Annotated in this window: 17 protein-coding genes; 3 read left to right on the top strand and 14 right to left on the bottom strand. The window is 35.6% G+C overall.

Annotated elements, in window-relative coordinates:
• Positions 1 to 27: 27 nt before the first annotated feature.
• Together CQ046_RS03060 and CQ046_RS03055 are read right to left on the bottom strand one after the other, a co-directional pair.
• On the bottom strand, positions 28 to 1,452 hold the full coding sequence (locus CQ046_RS03060; protein WP_105700848.1) for a RagB/SusD family nutrient uptake outer membrane protein: 1,425 nt from the start codon (positions 1,450 to 1,452) through the stop codon (positions 28 to 30).
• 10 nt (positions 1,453 to 1,462) lie between these two features.
• Positions 1,463 to 4,288 carry a SusC/RagA family TonB-linked outer membrane protein gene (locus tag CQ046_RS03055; RefSeq protein ID WP_105700847.1) on the bottom strand — a complete coding sequence of 942 codons (2,826 nt, stop codon included), beginning with the start codon at positions 4,286 to 4,288 and terminating at the stop codon, positions 1,463 to 1,465.
• 365 nt (positions 4,289 to 4,653) lie between these two features.
• On the opposite strand from CQ046_RS03055, the gene CQ046_RS03050 reads away from it, so the two are divergent.
• From CQ046_RS03050 to CQ046_RS03040, 3 genes are all read left to right on the top strand, one after another.
• Positions 4,654 to 5,325 (top strand): DUF4197 family protein, encoded by a 672-nt coding sequence (locus CQ046_RS03050; RefSeq protein WP_105700846.1) that lies wholly within the window; start codon positions 4,654 to 4,656, stop codon positions 5,323 to 5,325.
• Between the two features lie 40 nt (positions 5,326 to 5,365).
• The gene (locus CQ046_RS03045) at positions 5,366 to 5,671 is read left to right on the top strand and encodes a DUF493 family protein (protein ID WP_105700845.1); all 306 of its coding nucleotides are present in this window, start codon (positions 5,366 to 5,368) and stop codon (positions 5,669 to 5,671) included.
• Between the two features lie 68 nt (positions 5,672 to 5,739).
• Entirely contained in the window at positions 5,740 to 6,216 is a 477-nt protein-coding gene (locus tag CQ046_RS03040) for a hypothetical protein (protein WP_105700844.1), read from the top strand.
• A gap of 42 nt (positions 6,217 to 6,258) precedes the next feature.
• On the opposite strand, the gene CQ046_RS03035 is transcribed toward CQ046_RS03040, so the two are convergent.
• The 12 genes from CQ046_RS03035 to CQ046_RS02980 all read right to left on the bottom strand — a co-directional run bounded on the left by CQ046_RS03035 (position 6,259) and on the right by CQ046_RS02980 (position 16,195).
• On the bottom strand, positions 6,259 to 6,609 hold the full coding sequence (locus CQ046_RS03035) for an ArsC/Spx/MgsR family protein (RefSeq protein ID WP_105700843.1): 351 nt from the start codon (positions 6,607 to 6,609) through the stop codon (positions 6,259 to 6,261).
• Positions 6,610 to 6,696: 87 nt separating this feature from the next.
• Complete coding sequence (locus CQ046_RS03030) at positions 6,697 to 7,311, bottom strand: deoxynucleoside kinase (protein ID WP_002977952.1); 615 nt, start codon at positions 7,309 to 7,311, stop codon at positions 6,697 to 6,699.
• Between the two features lie 27 nt (positions 7,312 to 7,338).
• A complete protein-coding gene (locus CQ046_RS03025) occupies positions 7,339 to 8,301 on the bottom strand; it encodes a hypothetical protein (RefSeq protein WP_228406867.1) in 963 nt (320 codons plus the stop codon).
• A 160-nt stretch (positions 8,302 to 8,461) separates the two neighbouring features.
• A complete protein-coding gene (locus CQ046_RS03020) occupies positions 8,462 to 9,487 on the bottom strand; it encodes a glutaminyl-peptide cyclotransferase (RefSeq protein ID WP_105700933.1) in 1,026 nt (341 codons plus the stop codon).
• Between the two features lie 101 nt (positions 9,488 to 9,588).
• Positions 9,589 to 10,611, bottom strand: a complete 1,023-nt coding sequence (locus tag CQ046_RS03015) for a glutaminyl-peptide cyclotransferase (protein ID WP_105700841.1) — start codon at positions 10,609 to 10,611, stop codon at positions 9,589 to 9,591.
• A gap of 35 nt (positions 10,612 to 10,646) precedes the next feature.
• Positions 10,647 to 11,030 (bottom strand): VOC family protein, encoded by a 384-nt coding sequence (locus tag CQ046_RS03010; RefSeq protein WP_105700840.1) that lies wholly within the window; start codon positions 11,028 to 11,030, stop codon positions 10,647 to 10,649.
• Positions 11,027 to 11,533 (bottom strand): GNAT family N-acetyltransferase, encoded by a 507-nt coding sequence (locus CQ046_RS03005; RefSeq protein ID WP_105700839.1) that lies wholly within the window; start codon positions 11,531 to 11,533, stop codon positions 11,027 to 11,029. The genes CQ046_RS03010 and CQ046_RS03005 overlap by 4 nt, the downstream gene beginning before the upstream one ends.
• A gap of 3 nt (positions 11,534 to 11,536) precedes the next feature.
• Positions 11,537 to 11,962, bottom strand: coding sequence for an SRPBCC family protein (locus CQ046_RS03000; protein WP_105700838.1), 426 nt, complete (start codon positions 11,960 to 11,962; stop codon positions 11,537 to 11,539).
• A 220-nt stretch (positions 11,963 to 12,182) separates the two neighbouring features.
• A complete protein-coding gene (locus tag CQ046_RS02995) occupies positions 12,183 to 13,796 on the bottom strand; it encodes a Na+/H+ antiporter (RefSeq protein ID WP_105700837.1) in 1,614 nt (537 codons plus the stop codon).
• A gap of 110 nt (positions 13,797 to 13,906) precedes the next feature.
• The gene (locus CQ046_RS02990) at positions 13,907 to 14,911 is read right to left on the bottom strand and encodes a bestrophin family protein (protein ID WP_105700836.1); all 1,005 of its coding nucleotides are present in this window, start codon (positions 14,909 to 14,911) and stop codon (positions 13,907 to 13,909) included.
• An 82-nt stretch (positions 14,912 to 14,993) separates the two neighbouring features.
• Complete coding sequence (locus tag CQ046_RS02985) at positions 14,994 to 15,671, bottom strand: DUF2490 domain-containing protein (protein WP_105700835.1); 678 nt, start codon at positions 15,669 to 15,671, stop codon at positions 14,994 to 14,996.
• A gap of 131 nt (positions 15,672 to 15,802) precedes the next feature.
• Positions 15,803 to 16,195 carry a DUF1398 domain-containing protein gene (locus CQ046_RS02980; protein ID WP_105700834.1) on the bottom strand — a complete coding sequence of 131 codons (393 nt, stop codon included), beginning with the start codon at positions 16,193 to 16,195 and terminating at the stop codon, positions 15,803 to 15,805.
• Between the last annotated feature and the right edge of the window lie 70 nt (positions 16,196 to 16,265).

The raw sequence follows: 16,265 nt of genomic DNA, 5'->3' as shown, positions 1-16,265 counted from the left end.
ATTCTCCTCTAATGTTTATGATTTATTTTAATAGCCAGGGTTCTGAACGAAAAGTCCGTTACTCTGGTTCATAGCATCCAAAGGAATTGGGAAAAGTTCATTCTTCCCTGTTTTAAATCCTTTAGGACCTAAATAAGTAGCAGCCTGACCTGTTCTTACTAAATCCGGGAATCTATCCATTTCCATAGCCAGCTCTACCCTTCTCTCCTGCCAGATTGCAGTTCTGAGAGCACCCTGACTGGAAGCTGTAGTATTTCCAAGCTGAGCTCTGTTTCTTACTTTGTTAATACCCGTAATGGCAGCAGCTGTATTTCCTAATTCATTCGCCGCTTCTGCATTGATTAAAAGAATATCAGCAAATCTTAAGATTCTTATATTCTGGATAGAACCATAGCCACATGCATTATTATTTAAAGATGTTGGCACATATACTTTTTGGTTCCACATATTACCTGCCTGAGGATCACCTTTTTTGATCAAATCTCCTTCAAGTGTTGTTTCTCCTTCTCTAAGAATGCTTAATTCTTTTCTGATATCTCCTGGCTCAAATGCATTTTCTAATGCCTGAGTAGGTGTAAAGAATCCCCATCCAAACTGATTTCTTACCCCTTGAACTTCTGCATACTGACTTCCTCCAAATGCTGCAGAGCAGTCACAGTTCACTTCAAAAACAGATTCTGACCCAAATTCTCCAGCTGGTCTGAACAAATGGTTAAAATCCGGATCTAATGAATATCCCATACCAATAACCTGGTTAGAAGTATCATAAGCTTTTTGGTAATCTTTCATATAAAGATATACTTTTGAAAGCAATCCTAAAGCTCCTCCTTTTGTTACTCTTCCACGGTCTGCTGCAGAATAAGTCTGAGGCAGTACTTCAGAAGCAGCAATAAGATCCGAAACGATAAAGTTATAAACTTCTGCTGTAGAATTTCTAGGTTTCAGATAGTTGCCATCTGCAGGTAATCCATCAAAGATGGGAACTCCTCCATAGATTCTTACCAGATTGAAATAGAAGTAAGCTCTTAGCATTCTGGCTTCAGCTACCAATCTATTTTTAAGCGTAGCATCCATATTTATTTTCGGAACATTGGTAATCACCTGATTGGCTCTGTTTACAGCCTGCCATTGTCCGATCCAATATCCTCTTACTCCTTCATCACTTACTGTATAGGTAAAATTGTCATACGCATTAATAAAAGAGGCATCCCCAGGATTAGATCCCTTTTCTACATCATCACCAGGAACCCCAAATACATATTGTGCAGGAAAACCTGAGTTTTCCCAGCTTCTTAAAAAGCTATATATGGCGCTTGTTGCCTGCATTGCATCTTCCTGCGTTGTAAAAAAAGCAGCAGCATCAGTTCGTCCTTCGTCTTTAATATCCACAAAATCGTTATTACAACTTACCATTAGTGAAACCAAAGAGATTGTTAAAAATATTTTTTTCATGATTTTTTAATTAAAATGTTAAGTTCATACCGAATGTATAAATTGCAGAGATTGGGTAAATATTATTATCAATTCCCATCTGTACTCTATCTGTATTTGTAATCTCTGGAGAGAAACCATGATATTTAAAACTTGTCCATGGATTCTGCGCACTCACATATAATCTCAATTTTGTGATTGAAAGAGCTTTTGCAAATGTTTTTGGCAAGTTATATCCGATCTGAACATTTCTTAATCTGATGTAGCTGCCGTCTTCCACATAGAAACTGTTTGGTAAAATAATAGATTGGTTGGAGGTAATCATGGCATTGGTATTAGAAGTACCCGCTCCATGCCATCTGTTATTATACATATCTAAATCCCATGTTTCATTTCCAAAACGCTGTTCACGGTTATAGTTGTATATTTTATTACCAAATACGCCTTGGAAATCAACCGCAATATCAAAATCATATACATTAAAATTAACTCCAAACCCATAAGTTCCTTTAGGAATTGGGCTTCCTAAGAATGTTTTATCTCTTGAGTCAATAGTTCCGTTACCATCCTGATCTGCAAATTTGAACCATCCTGCTTTTGCTCCAGGCTGTCCTGAAGCAGCTGCTTCTGCATCAGTCTGGAAAACACCTGCCACCTGATAACCATAGTAAGAACCTACTGGCTGACCACTCTGCAATCTTACAATTGAATTTCCGAATAAACTAGCTCCTGTTTCTAAATAAGATCCACCATACACTGATGTAATCTCATTTTTAAGGGATGTGAAGTTACCATAAATACCAAAAGTAATATTCTCATTAATTTTGGTATTATAATTAACAGAAACTTCAAAACCTCTATTGTTAAAAGAGTAAGCATTAGTAAAAAAACTATTCCAGTTGCTTGCACCGGATACCGTTCCCTGAAATATACTATAAACTACATCTTTAGAGTCTTTATCATAATAAGCGGCATCAATTTTAAGTTTATTATTAAACAATGCCATTTCCAACCCTACATCTTTACCTGTTGTAGTTTCCCAGCCAATATTCGGATTAATAAACTCTGTAATAGTCTGAGCCGGGTAACCAGTATTGCCAAAATATGCTCCTCCTCCTATAATAGTCGTATTTGCATTAAACTTCCTTTGTACAGTCGGGTTTCCAAGCTCACCATAACTGGCTCTCAATTTTAATAAATTAAAAACATTCTGCTCACTCATAAAGTCTTCTTTAGATATTACCCAACCTGCACTAATTGCCGGAAAGGTTTTGGATCTATCAACACTGATTTGTGAACTGGCATCTCTACGTATGGATGCATTTAATAAGTACTTTCCTTTGTAATCGTAATTTAACCTTCCAAAGAAAGATTCAATTCTTTGCTGATCCTGAAAAACTCCGGAAACAAGAGCATCATCTCTATCTACACCTTCCACATGAACAAGGTCTGTTCCATTGGCAATATTTAAAGAACCATTGGTTCCATCATAATTAACACTTCTTGCAGACCAATAATCTTGTGATAAGGTAGTTCTCGTTCTTGAAAAACCAGCTAGTACATCAAGATTATGATTACCAAATTTCTTCTTCCAGTTGATCGTATTGTCCCAAACATAATTACTGTTTCTGAAATTCCTTGTAACCAATGTAGATTTTACTTGGTTAGCAACAGGAACATAACCTAATGTTGGAGTATATTCATATTGGCTAGGATTATAATTATCACTAGAATAGCTGATTCTGAATGTAAAATCTTTCAGGAATTTTAGTTCTCCCCAGATGTTATTAAGCAATCTTTCCTGTCTTACCTGAGAACGGTACATATCCAGTTTTGCTCTTGGGTTAGGTATAGAATACCCATTGAAAAACTGATAATCTCCTGTACTAGGATTCATTACTGAAAATATAGGAGGAGCATTATATGCATCTAACAAAGGATTTTGTGCTACATCAGTACGCATTTTGGAAAAACTGAAGTTATCTCCAATGGTAATGTTATCTGTAATTTTATAGCTAAGGTTTAATTTTGTATTAAATCTGTTAAAACCACTTCCGGAATTAATTCCGTGGCCTGCTGCAAGGTTACCTTCATCCTGAAGATATCCTATACTCCCATAATAATTCAGTTTTCCTATACTTCCTGTAGCAGAAAAATCATTAGAATTAATAATACTGGTACGGAAAATTTCATTATACCAATTTGTATCAGCAGGGAAATTGGCTCTGGAAATGGCTCCATTAAGGTTTCCGTTATCATTCATGAGCTTCTCATTGTAAAGCTCAATGTATTGATCAGAATTAACCATTTTAGGAATATTGGTCACCTTTTTAAACCCTAAATATGAATTTACGTTAAAAATAGGCTTTCCTTTTCCAGTCTTGGTCTTGATGATAACAGCCCCATTGGCAGCCTGAGCTCCAAAAATGGCCAAACTCGATGGATCTTTCAGTACACTCATTGATTCAATATCCTGAGGATTAAGGAAAGAGATATCAGTCGTTATCATACCATCTACAATAAAAACTGTATTTCCTGTTAAGGAACCAACTCCTCTGATGTCTACTCGCGGAGATCCCCCAGGAGTACCTGTATTGGTAATGTTCACCCCTGCAAGCCTACCCTGTATAGAACTTATTGGGTTGGCATTCGGTTTGTCGGCAAGATCTTTTGCAGAAACCATTCCGATACTTCCGGTAACGTTTTCTTTTTTCTGAGCTCCATATCCAATCAGAACCACTTCTTCGATCTTCTGCTCTTTGGCAGTAGTATCTTTTCTAGCAGTCTGCGCATTGACATTCATACCGAAGTATAGAACAGCAATCAGACATGAATACTTTAAATTACTTTGTTTCATATAGTTTCAATTTTATTCAAATAAATTCAATCTTTTTTTGTCCCTAAATAGTGGAGTTATTTAAAATCTCAAAAAAAGACATTAGCCAAAAATATAAAAAATATTGAACAATGTTAAATTATCTTAAACATTTAAATATTCACCTGTTTTATTGTATTTAAAATGACAAATATTCAAATATTATAATTTTATACTCAATATAATGATCAATTAACCATTATTTCATTAATGTTAAATTAACATTTCAACTCTAAAAATTCACCAAATCTGACCTTCAATTTAATATTTTGTTAAATAGAGAATAGTAATTACCTTTGGTGCAGTTTTTGAGAAAAGGATTTAGACAATAATCAATAAAAAGATCAATGAAAAAATATATCATTGCAGCCGCTCTTATGATCGGGACCGGTGCTGTCATTACCACGAGTGTACAATCGTGCACAACATTGGCCACATCAGACATGGGGCTCTCTATTATAAAAAGAATTCTGCTTAATGGTATTGATAAGGGAATGGGCATCTACGGAAACAAAGAAGCTTTTCTGCAGAATAATATGGTAGATAAGGCTCTTCCAAAAGAATTGAGAGATATCAACTCTATGCTGGAGAAGGTAGCTCCGTCATTGGTCGCCAAAGAAAGAGATTATATTGCACAGGCAGCAGTTTATACGGTAAATACCTCGAAACCGATTTTAGAAGGTGCTGTAAACAGTCTGAATGCTCAGGATGTAACGAGAATCATGCAGGGAACTACGGCTACACAGGTTCTGAAAGAAAAAACATCCCAGCAGCTTATTGCAGCCATTGCTCCCAAAGTAGACGAAAAACTGAATGAATATGGAATTGTAAAAACCATTAACACTGCATTATCGGGAAGTAACTTTTTGGGAAGTCTTTTAGGAGGAAATAAAAATACAGTCAATTCCGGTGGATTGAGTCAACTTGCTTCAGAGCAACTGGTAAACGGGCTGTTCAATATCATTGAAGATTATGAGCATCAGAACTCCAAAGCCCTTCTTGGACCATTTGGAAAATAGGAAAAATTTCGTTATATTTATATTATATTAATAATTGGAGATGGATATATTACAAGGAAATCAACACGCAAATCCTGAGGATTTTTACAAGTCTTTGAAGGACAAACTGGAAGATCATCATGATTTTCCGGAGGATTATTTATTTAAATTTATTATTCCTACTGACCAATCAAAACTTACTGAAATTTACAGAGTTTTTGATGGTATTAAATTTACACTGGGAAACCGAGAAAGTAAAAATGGAAAATACACAGCCTGCAACATCAATGCATTTGTTTTAGATGCCAATCAGGTTGTGAATATTTATAAAGAAGTAGCAAAAATAGAAGGCGTTATTCTATTGTAAAAGCAAAAGCCGTTTCATCATGTCATGAAGCGGTTTTTTATTATCCAAAAAATATAAACCAAAGCACAATGAACATCCAACTGATCTTATTTAATGTTATTTTAACGGCCACCACTGCAACGAGCTGTATGCATAAAAATAATAGTGATAATACAACCAATATCACCAACGCAGTTCAAAAGCAAAAGATTGAACAAATTCAATTAACTGAAATGACAAGAGGGTTCAGAAAAAGCATTATCTACACCCCATCTTCAAAGACAACAAACACCAATGGAGAAGTTGTTAATGCTAAGATATCTCCTTCAGAATGGAGTACGGTTTCTAAGCTGGCCGAAACTATTGATCTATCCAAAATAGCAGGTCTCCCATCTCCTACTACAGGCCGACACTCTGACCGTGCATTGGCAAGCAATCTTATAATCACTTCCAATGGAACTGAGTATACCTCTTCAAGTTTTGACTCCGGTAATCCTCCAAAGGAACTGGAAGCGTTATACAATGCAATAATCGGATCTGATAAGACTAAAGACAAAACCCGATAAAATAAAAAATCCGCTCTTTACCGAGTGGATTTTTTTACGTATTTATTTTTCAATAAAGAATTTCACATTTTCAATAGGTCTTCCCAGCATTGCTACTGAACCTTTTACTAAAATAGGCCTTTGTATCAGAGATGGGTTTTCTGACAGAATCTTGAGCCATTCTTCTTCTGAGTAATTTTTATCTGCATAATTTTCAAGATACAGCTTATCTGTTTTACGGATGATGTGAAAAACACTCTGATTGAGTTTTTTCAGCACAGTTTTGATCTCAAGAATACTTAGCGGATCTTCAACAATATTAATGATCTCAAAAGTCACTCCGTTTTCGTCAAGATACTCTAATACAGCATTTGACTTTGAACAATTTCCGTTATGTAAAACTTTAACTACCATGATCTATTATTCAAAAAATTAAACTTGCTTTCAACAAATTTAAAAAGAATTACCCTGAGTATGTCTTAATGTACTGATAAAAATATGTTAAAACAACCCGTGAAGTTCAGCTTCAATTTTTTCCAGAATAAATCCGAAATCTTCCGGTTTTTCTACGAAATCAAGATCATCCACTTCTACGATCAGAAGCTTTCCTTCCGTATAATTGGAAATCCATTTTTCGTACTTCTGATTGAGTTTGGAAAGGTATTCAATACTGATTGATGCTTCATATTCACGACCTCTTTTGTAGATTTTTTTAACCAGATTGGGAACGTCTGATTTTAAGTAAATCAACAGATCCGGAGCAGAAACAAAAGATTTCATCAAATCAAAAACTGATGAATAGTTATTGAAGTCTCTGTCTGAAAGAAGGTTCATATCATTTAAGTTTTCTGCAAAAATGTGCGCATCTTCATAAATGGTACGATCCTGAATAATGTTTTTACCACTTTCTCTGATTTCCTTCACCTGACGGAATCTGCTTCCCAGGAAATACACCTGCAATGCAAAGCTCCACTTGCTCATATCTGAATAAAAATCCTCCAGATAAGGGTTATGATCTACGTCTTCAAATTGTGCATCCCATCCGTAATGCTTGGAAAGCATCGTTGTCAAAGTTGTTTTTCCAGCTCCGATGTTTCCTGTAACTGCAATATGCATAATATTCTTTTTCCTTGTATTTACTGATTAATTGATAAGTTTTTCTAACCCGTCAGTCTGAACTTCAGAAACATCTTCAATCAATTTCTGTAATGTATTGTCTGAAGGTTTCTCTGCCAAAGTCTCTTTTGGTTTTTCTTCAACTTTTTCTACAGGTTTTTCTGTAGGCTGCTGTAGAGGTTCCGGCTGAGCTTCAAGCTGTTTTTGCTGTTTGGCTTTCTTTACTTTTTCAAGGCTGTAAAGATAGAGTTTGTTACCCTTGATTTCAAAATAAGAGAGGATATTTTTATCCACAATTTGTGCATCCTGATCTTCAAAAATAGTAGACATTCCTTTTTCAGGAATATATTGTGAAATGAAATTATTAGCCACCACAAGAATGGCATCATTCTCTCTTCTAAATCGCTTCCCGTTATCTAAAGGGGCTTCAAACAGTTTTTCAAATTTCAGGGTATAAATTCTGATGTGTTTTCTTGTTAAAATATAGACCTTATTTTCATAGACCAGCATATCCATCAGATCTTCGAAACTGATATCAAAAGGATATGAATTGATGGTCGTATCATTTCTGAAATTATACTGTATCAAACGTTTTGTACTGTCATCCAGAAGCCAAAGTTGCTGCAGATCTTCGGCATATGCCATTCTGATGAACCCAAATTTTTGTTTAAAATCAAGCTTTTGAATTTCATTCATATTCTGATCTACAAACTTCATTTCCTGAGCATTTTCAGAAAACAAAGGTACGTTGAGAGGGTTTTGTACGGATTGTACTTTATAAGGAACAGTAAGCATCATTTTCCCGATCTGCTTTCCTAAAGAATCATATTTGGTAAAACTAAAATCCTTGTTTTTATAGATATACAGACTTCCATAGTCATCGGCAAGCATGTCTTTAGCTTCCTTGAGTTTCAAGGTATCTAAAGGAATCATATTCTGTGCTGAGGCTGTACAGAAAAGGAGAAAAAATAGTATGTTTAAAAACTTCACTCTGCTTTTTTAATGGGGTCAAGATACTGAAAAATAATTTCATCCAAAAGAGGATTAAATCCAGTAAAATCTTCTTTAATAGTAATCAAAATCGAGACCATCTTGCTGTTGAAAAAAGAACTTTTTCCCCCAATTTTAACATTGAGAAGTATAATTTAATTTATTGAAAAGAAATTTCATAGATTTTCGGCCAGTTCTTTCCTGTTATAAGCATATTTTCGCCTTTAAAGGCAATTCCATTCAAAACATGTTCGCTATCGCCGCGGCTATTCTCCTTTGTAAGCTGGGTAAAATCAAACTTCCCTACTACATCTCCGGTTTTGGGATTAATTTTCAGAATGACAGGTTTATGCCAGACATTTGCATAGATAAAGCCATTGTGGTATTCTAGTTCATTAAGCTGATCATAAATATTTTTGCTTCCGGCAACACAAACAGTTTTTACTACTTTTGACGGATTATCAACATCCAGAAAATAAAGATTCTTTGTACCATCTGTAGCAATCAGATTTTTTCCGTCATACGTAAGCCCCCATCCTTCTCCGATGATATTAGGCAAAGGAAATTCGGATATTTTCTTTAACGTGTTTTTATCGTAAATAAAACCAAGTTTATTCCGGTAAGTCAGCTGATATATTTTATCTTCGGCAATGGTACAGCCTTCAGAGAAAATCTCAGCAGGCTGCCTGGCAACGATTTTAGGAGCAGAAGATCCTAATGTATATTTGATCAATTGCGAGGCATTGTTCATCCCGTCACTTTCATATACAGTATTTCCTTCCACTACAAAACCCTCAATAAAGTTTTTTGGATCGTGAGGGTAATCAGCTATTATTTTATATGGAATGTCCTGTTCCTTGATTTTTGAGAATATATTGATGGTAGCATCCTGATTCAGGACTTCACCGCCTTTTGTTTTGATAATAAAGATGACATTGTTATCTCCCAAGGTGAAAAACTTCGGATTAATCGTTAAATCTGTAGTTTCTTTATCTCCCTGGCTGACTGCTATGCTTTCTGTATTTTCTGTAATTTCTTCTGGTAATTCAATTTTATCTCCAAAATGATAGCCTTTTTCTTCTTTTGCATTATTGTAATCTGCCAAAGAATCGAGCATTTTTTCATTGTTGCTGCAAGAGGCAAGTAAAAGAAATGCAGCAAAGCCAATGTTGATATTTCGCTTAATAAAGTTATTAATCATGACTCAAAAATACTAAATTTTAGTCCTTAAAACGAAAATAGCGCTCCCAAAGGAACGCTATTTATGTATTTTATTAATAAATCAGATTACTTGATCTGAACTTCATAAATTTTCGGCCAGTTTTTACCTGTTACAAGCATGTTATCACCTTTGAAAGTAATTCCATTCAGTACGTCATCACTTCCTTTGGTATTCTGTTTTGCAATTTCAGTAAAATCAAAAGTTCCTACAACTTCTCCGTTAACAGGGTTGATTTTTAGAATAATAGGTTTTTGCCATACGTTGGCATAGATAAATCCGTTGTGGAATTCAAGCTCGTTCAATTGGTCATACACCTGAGAGCTCCCTGCAACACCGATATATTTAATTAATTTTGAAGGATCATTTGCGTCAAGAAAATATAAAAGCTTACTTCCGTCAGAAGCAATCAGGTTTTTCCCGTCATACGTCAATCCCCAGCCCTCACCTAATACGTTAGGATAAGGGAATTCTGACAACAGTTTTAAAGAGCTTTTATCATAGATATATCCTTTTTTACTCTGCCATGTCAGCTGATACACTTTATCCCCAACAATGGTACTTCCTTCCGAAAAGTCTTCTTTAGCCTGTTTTGTAGAAGCAAGCGGAGTGGTTGTTCCAAGGGTATATTTTAAAATCTGAGAAGATCCGTTCTGTCCGTCACTTTCATAGATGGTATTTCCTTCAATCTGGAATCCCTGTACAAAGTTTTTAGGATCATGAGGATATTCTGCTACAATCTGATAAGCGATATTTTTTTCAGGATTTTTTGCAAATACATTGATGGTAGCATCCTGATTCAGGACTTCACCGCCTTTTGTTTTGATATTAAATGTAACGGCATTATCACCTAATGTAAAAAATTTAGGATCAATTGCTAAGTCTGTTGTTTCTTTATCTCCAAAGCTGATGGTTACGCTTTCTGTATTGTCTGTTACCTCTTTCGGAAGCTCAAGCTTATCTCCGAAATGGTATCCCTTCGCCTCCATAGAAATATTATAAGTGCTTAATGTATTAAGAATCTCTTTATCCTTATTACAAGACGCTAATAATAAAATCGCTGCGAAACCCGCTATTATACTTTTTTTCATTGAATTTCTAAATATTTCTCCAAAAATAGCAAATTTTATTCCGTATTGCCAACATTATCTGCTGCTTCACCAAATTGTAATATATAACCGTTGTTATCATAGATAGCAAATTCTCTCATTCCCCATTCAAAAGTTTCAATTTCATAGCATACTTTTGCCTTTGTCTTAAGGTCTTCCCAAAGATCATCCACTTTATTTACGTTGAAATAAAATGAACCGGAAAATCCGATTGAAGTATTGTTCTCATGTTCATTAGGCTGAGAGAGCATAATATATACATTATCTTTTCTAAGGGAAGCCCATTGCCAGTCATCATTCCTGCCCATGAGAGTAAATCCTAGAATATTCATGTAAAATACTATAGTTTCATCCAGATTTTCTGTCCAGAAAATAGGACGAAGGGCGGTAAACTGTGTCATGATTCCTGTAATTCAAAAGTGTTTCTTTGGATTTTCATATTAAGAGAAACCCATGTTTCCTGATCAATCTTTGCTTCGCTTTTAACGTCCGGATCAAAAGCAAATCCTACTTTCCTGTAGCATTCGATAGCTCCGGTATTCCAGTCGTAGACATTTAGCTCTGCAGTTTCTTTATCAAAGTGACTGAAACCGTATTTCAGAAGTTGCTGCATTACTTTCTTACCATATCCCTTTCCTCTGTTGTTTTCATCCCAGATCAGAATTCTTCCCAGCAGGAATGTTTTTTCTTTTAAGTAAATCTGAGCATGACCAATGGTATTTCCGGTTTGATCTGTAATTTTAAACAAGGTTCTTTTCTCATCAGACAAATCGGTTTCCAGTTGCTCTTCTGTAAGTGGAAAACGATATACGGGTCCGGCGAACTGAAGCAGCATTCTTTCGTCTTTTATCTTTGAAATCAGTTGTGAAGTATCCTCTGCTGTAAAAGGCTGTAATGTAATCATCGTCTATTTTTCTAAATATTCTTTTAGACTCTGTCCCAAAATGGTGTTCCAGCCTTCTGTAAAGTTTTCTCTTGAAAAACCTTCTCCTAAGTCTTTGAAGTTTTCAATGTCTTCATGGGTTAGCTTTACTAAGGTTTGTCCATTTTCAGGTAACAATTCCCAAGTCACAATAGTTTTCAGTGTTGAAAAATCCGGATAAGACCATGTGTGTTTCAATTTCTGATTCGGGATTATTTCTAAAATCTCACTATGATGATGATATTCATTAGCACCTCCGGGTTCATAGAAATTGAATTCTTTTCCTGTCTCCAATACAAAATCCTGGATATCAAAATACCAGGATTTCATTTCATTTTTATCGGTTAATGCTTTCCAGACTTTTTCAGCGGGAGCATTTATGGTGTACTGAACAATGATTGGTGTACTCATATTATGGGTTTAATAGGTTTAAATGTACACATTTTGTTCTTACTATTTAACCACAAAAGTCACAAAAGTTATATCTCTGAATTAGTCAAAGTTTAAGTTTCTACTTGTGAAAAGTATACTTAAGCCTTTAAAATTTCAGAATTTTTATTTGGTGAACTTTTTATTATACAAGTTCATTTTAACTTCTATCCTTTTGTGGCTTTTGTGGTTTATTTTTTAATTACCCATGGGAAAAACCTGTGATCTTCGCTTCATCAAAATCCAGCTGCATTTCAATGGTTCTCATCACGTGGTCATCAAATATTTTTTCTCTTTTCATTCTGTGCAGTTCATTTCTCTGTGCCTGAATGATCTGTCGCAAGACGTCTTTGTTCTCATTAATAGCCGATACATAATCTCCTGTAGAAGCCATACATTGGGCTTTATCTGCCATCAGCATCATTTCATTTTCCAACTTGTGCTTTTGATGACGCACCAGGCTGTTTGTTACGGCTAATTCAGAAAAATCATTATCCAATTTGTGCAAAGCTGTTTCTTTCAATTTTCGCATAAGGATTACTTCCTGTTTTTCTTCCGGCAGCTCACTTCCTGCATCCTGAATATTCAATAATTTCAGAATCGGACTCAACAATAATCCTTGTCCTACCAGGGTAATCAATATGATAACAAATGTGACAAATAAAATAATATTTCTGTGTGGGAATGCTTCTCCGTTAGGTAAAAAAGCGGGAATCGACAAAGCTGCAGCCAGTGAAACCACTCCCCTCATGGCAGCAAAACTGATGATGAAAGGTTCTCTCCAATCCGGTTTGGGAACTTTTAATCTTAATTCTTTAGAGCAGACTCTAGGGAAATACATTAATGCGTAACTGTACAGAATTCTTGTACCTATAATTGCACCACCAATCACAACACTGTAGAAAATACCTTCAGAGATCGTATATTCTTTCATCCCTTCCACTACAATAGGAAGTTCAAGACCAATCAAGATAAAAATGATGGTATTCATCAGGAATATGAGAACACTCCACACATTTCCGGACTGTATCCTCGAGGTATGACTCAGATAGCAATGTGAATTGTATGACATCAGTAAACCTCCGGCAACTACTGCCAATACTCCTGAAAAATGGAAATGTTCTGCACCTACATACATAATGTAAGGTACAATAAGGGTAATAATGGTATCTATATTGGAATTGGTAGGAATAATCCTAAGCAACGCTCCAAATAAAAAACCAACGGCAACTCCTACGGCAATCCCTCCAATAGCCATAGTAAAGAAATCCTGAACGGCATCTCTCCAGATAAACTGCCCTGAAATAACGGCTGCAAGGGCAAATTTAAAGACAATCAAACTGGACGCATCATTGATCAAACTCTCCCCTTCCAGAATACTGGTGATCTTTTTAGGAATTTTCATATGCTTCAGAACTGAAGTAGCGGCCACTGCATCCGGTGGAGAATTTACACCTCCTAATAAGAATCCCATGGCTACTGTAAGCCCAGGAATAATGGAAGATGAAAGATAAGCTACGACTATTGAAGTTAAAAATACCAATCCGAAAGCCATTGAAAAAATCTGCTTTCTCCATTTATGAAAGTCCTGCCATGAAGTGAACCAGGCGGCCTCAAACAAAATAGGAGGCAGAAAGATTAGGAAAACAAGATCCGGTTCTATTTCAATACGCGGCATTCCTGGTATAAAGCTTATCAGCAATCCTGCAATCACAAGAAAAATGGGATAAGCTACTTTTAATTTCTGGCCGATCATTACCAATATCATCACAGACAGCAGTACTGCAATCGATATTATAACATAGCTGTGAATCATTTTAAGTAAGTTTTTTAAGTGTTATTTTTTATTTCCGGATAATCATTTTATTACTATCCAAACCTTATAGGTTTAATTTATCCTCTAATTTCAGGCACTAATCAATTGAATTAAAGCACAATATTATTCTTCGGCGTGATAGCAGGCGGAAGATCAGATTCATCCAGCATATCTCTCATATCAATCTCTATGGTTCGGCTGATCTGAGTGATCGGAACATCGTTAGGACTTCCTTCAAATGGGTTTACAGAAGCTTCACCTACACTGTCTAAAGTATGAAAGCACCATGTTACCAGTAAAGAAAACGGAATATTAAACCATAATGTCCAGCCTTCTACGATAGTTCCGTCTCCTAATTTATCAAGTTCTTTCAACAATCCGAAAGGCACAAAAACGATGAATAAAAGCAAAAGATAAGTAGTAATTGAAGAAAAGTTTCTTGGATACGGAAAGTTTTTAATTCTTTCAGCTTTCCCCTGATCATCAGTAAACTTCACCAATTGCTGATTGATTTGTGTCCATTGAAAATCATTAAGTTCTCCTTTTTCATAAGCTTCAGACAATGCTTGGCTCTGTTTCGCCATCAATTGTGTTGCTCTGTTCTTTTTGCTTAAAATATACTGTAGTTCAGGTTCGGAAAGGTATTTTTTCAATTCGTCATCCAGTTTGGTAAGCCTCTCCGGAATGTCATATTTTTTAGCATATTCATCATATTGCTCTGTCCCCATGTTTTCCCATGCTCTTGGCTCACGAAGCTGAAATCTCAACGCTGTAAGCCACGCATAATGGCGCAGGAACATTTCTTTCACTTTACCCGGATCTTTCGAAGACAGTGCATCTCTCAGAATATATCCAAAGCTGCGGCTGTCATTGATAATCGCGCCATAGATCTGTCTTGCTTCCCAGAGTCTGCTGTAGCTGGCGTTGTTTTTAAATCCTACGATAAAAGCAACCGCTGTTCCCATGATGGCAATCGGCTGCCATGGAACTGAGAGAAATTTCCAGCCAAAAAAGTACAGGGTTGTAGGAATGGCTGATAATACAAGCAGCGCATAAATACTCCGTCTGGTCCAGATAATGAACTCACGGGCTCCAAATCTTTTTCCTGAATGCATAGGTGTTTATTTTTTGTGGTGTTTATTATTTTTTATTTTTTCAAATAATGGTTTTCCTCAGGGCATTCAGCTGCGGTTATGATCAGTTTTTAGTAAATGGAATATTGTTATAAAAACCAATCTGAATCTGTCCACGGTTTCTGTTCTCCTGAATCTGGTTCATATAACCGGCTTCAATCCTCATGTTTTTATTAATAACATATCCTAAAGCTCCATATACTCTGTTTCTGTCGAAAACCGGACTGTCAAAGTGTAGAAAAATCTCATTATATACTGAAGCATAAAGGGTTTTTGGCAGCATTTCCTTTTGGGTGATCGGGATATTAACTCCAAGCATATATCGGAATCTCATTCTAAAGTCATCCTGCAGAAAACGTTCTTCCAAACGGTAACGGTGCTGAAGATAGAAACGTCCAAATTTCTGCTTGGTAATATATTGCTGAAAAATTCGGTGTTCTATATTCTCTTTTTTCTCTCCGTTTACATAAGGCTGGCTGAGAATGAAACCGTATCCCAATAAAACATTATTGTTATTTTCGGTAAGATCATACCCAATTCCTGTACGGATCAGCAGTTGTTCCAGGTCTCCAACGGCATCGAAATTACGGTACTGAATTTCATTATGCCAGTTCAGTTTCTTGCTGATTTTATTATTTCCGAAATACATATACCATGCTCCCAGATCATTTTTCTGAGCAAATGTGAATATGGATCCCAAACTTAATACGGTGAATGCCAACTTCGTAAAAACCTTTCTCATGTTTATTAATTACTATTATCTATCGTTTTTAACAAAATTAATAATTTTAATCAATAATAGCAAGCAATATTTTATAACATGATTTAAAGAAAACCTGATGAATTATATTTCACCCGGTTTTTTCTAAAGTATTATCCTGGAACCTGTTCTGCAAGTACATCAGTTTCATTTTGATCAAAATAAGTACAGGTCATCACATGAAGATCCATTGTCCAGCCTTTGATTCCGTTTTCTGCACAGTCTTTACAGAAAGTCATATAATCTGTTCCTCCCTGCTGGTGGAGTTTCAATCTTGTTTTAAAATGGTCAAGGTTTAAAGTATCGGAAACGGTAAGGGTATCATATTTTCTTCCTGTTTGAACAGATTCGTTTTGGTTATTAAAATACTCGGTATTTCCGTCTGAAACATAGGCTTTGTAATGAGAAACTCCCAGCGCTTTTATAGCCTGAATATATTGAGGAAAATCGGCTCCGCTTTTTACTTTTTGATGTTCAGCTTTAATGTTCTCGATTGTAAATTTCATTTTTTATGTTTTTTTATGTTTAAAGAATACTATTTTTATTATTGATGAGCAGTTTCTTTTTCATCAAATT

The sequence above is a fragment of the Chryseobacterium sp. MYb7 genome, assembly GCF_002979455.1.
In the GTDB taxonomy this organism is placed as follows: Bacteria; Bacteroidota; Bacteroidia; order Flavobacteriales; family Weeksellaceae; genus Chryseobacterium.
This window is presented reverse-complemented; position numbering and strand designations above follow the sequence as displayed.

Coding starts and splice junctions, on each gene's coding strand:
- CQ046_RS03060 (WP_105700848.1), bottom strand. CDS start 1,452: ATGAAAAAAATATTTTTAACAATCTCTTTGGTTTCACTAATGGTAAGT.
- CQ046_RS03055 (WP_105700847.1), bottom strand. CDS start 4,288: ATGAAACAAAGTAATTTAAAGTATTCATGTCTGATTGCTGTTCTATAC.
- CQ046_RS03050 (WP_105700846.1), top strand. CDS start 4,654: ATGAAAAAATATATCATTGCAGCCGCTCTTATGATCGGGACCGGTGCT.
- CQ046_RS03045 (WP_105700845.1), top strand. CDS start 5,366: ATGGATATATTACAAGGAAATCAACACGCAAATCCTGAGGATTTTTAC.
- CQ046_RS03040 (WP_105700844.1), top strand. CDS start 5,740: ATGAACATCCAACTGATCTTATTTAATGTTATTTTAACGGCCACCACT.
- CQ046_RS03035 (WP_105700843.1), bottom strand. CDS start 6,609: ATGGTAGTTAAAGTTTTACATAACGGAAATTGTTCAAAGTCAAATGCT.
- CQ046_RS03030 (WP_002977952.1), bottom strand. CDS start 7,311: ATGCATATTGCAGTTACAGGAAACATCGGAGCTGGAAAAACAACTTTG.
- CQ046_RS03015 (WP_105700841.1), bottom strand. CDS start 10,611: ATGAAAAAAAGTATAATAGCGGGTTTCGCAGCGATTTTATTATTAGCG.
- CQ046_RS03010 (WP_105700840.1), bottom strand. CDS start 11,030: ATGACACAGTTTACCGCCCTTCGTCCTATTTTCTGGACAGAAAATCTG.
- CQ046_RS03005 (WP_105700839.1), bottom strand. CDS start 11,533: ATGATTACATTACAGCCTTTTACAGCAGAGGATACTTCACAACTGATT.
- CQ046_RS03000 (WP_105700838.1), bottom strand. CDS start 11,962: ATGAGTACACCAATCATTGTTCAGTACACCATAAATGCTCCCGCTGAA.
- CQ046_RS02995 (WP_105700837.1), bottom strand. CDS start 13,796: ATGATTCACAGCTATGTTATAATATCGATTGCAGTACTGCTGTCTGTG.
- CQ046_RS02990 (WP_105700836.1), bottom strand. CDS start 14,911: ATGCATTCAGGAAAAAGATTTGGAGCCCGTGAGTTCATTATCTGGACC.
- CQ046_RS02985 (WP_105700835.1), bottom strand. CDS start 15,671: ATGAGAAAGGTTTTTACGAAGTTGGCATTCACCGTATTAAGTTTGGGA.
- CQ046_RS02980 (WP_105700834.1), bottom strand. CDS start 16,195: ATGAAATTTACAATCGAGAACATTAAAGCTGAACATCAAAAAGTAAAA.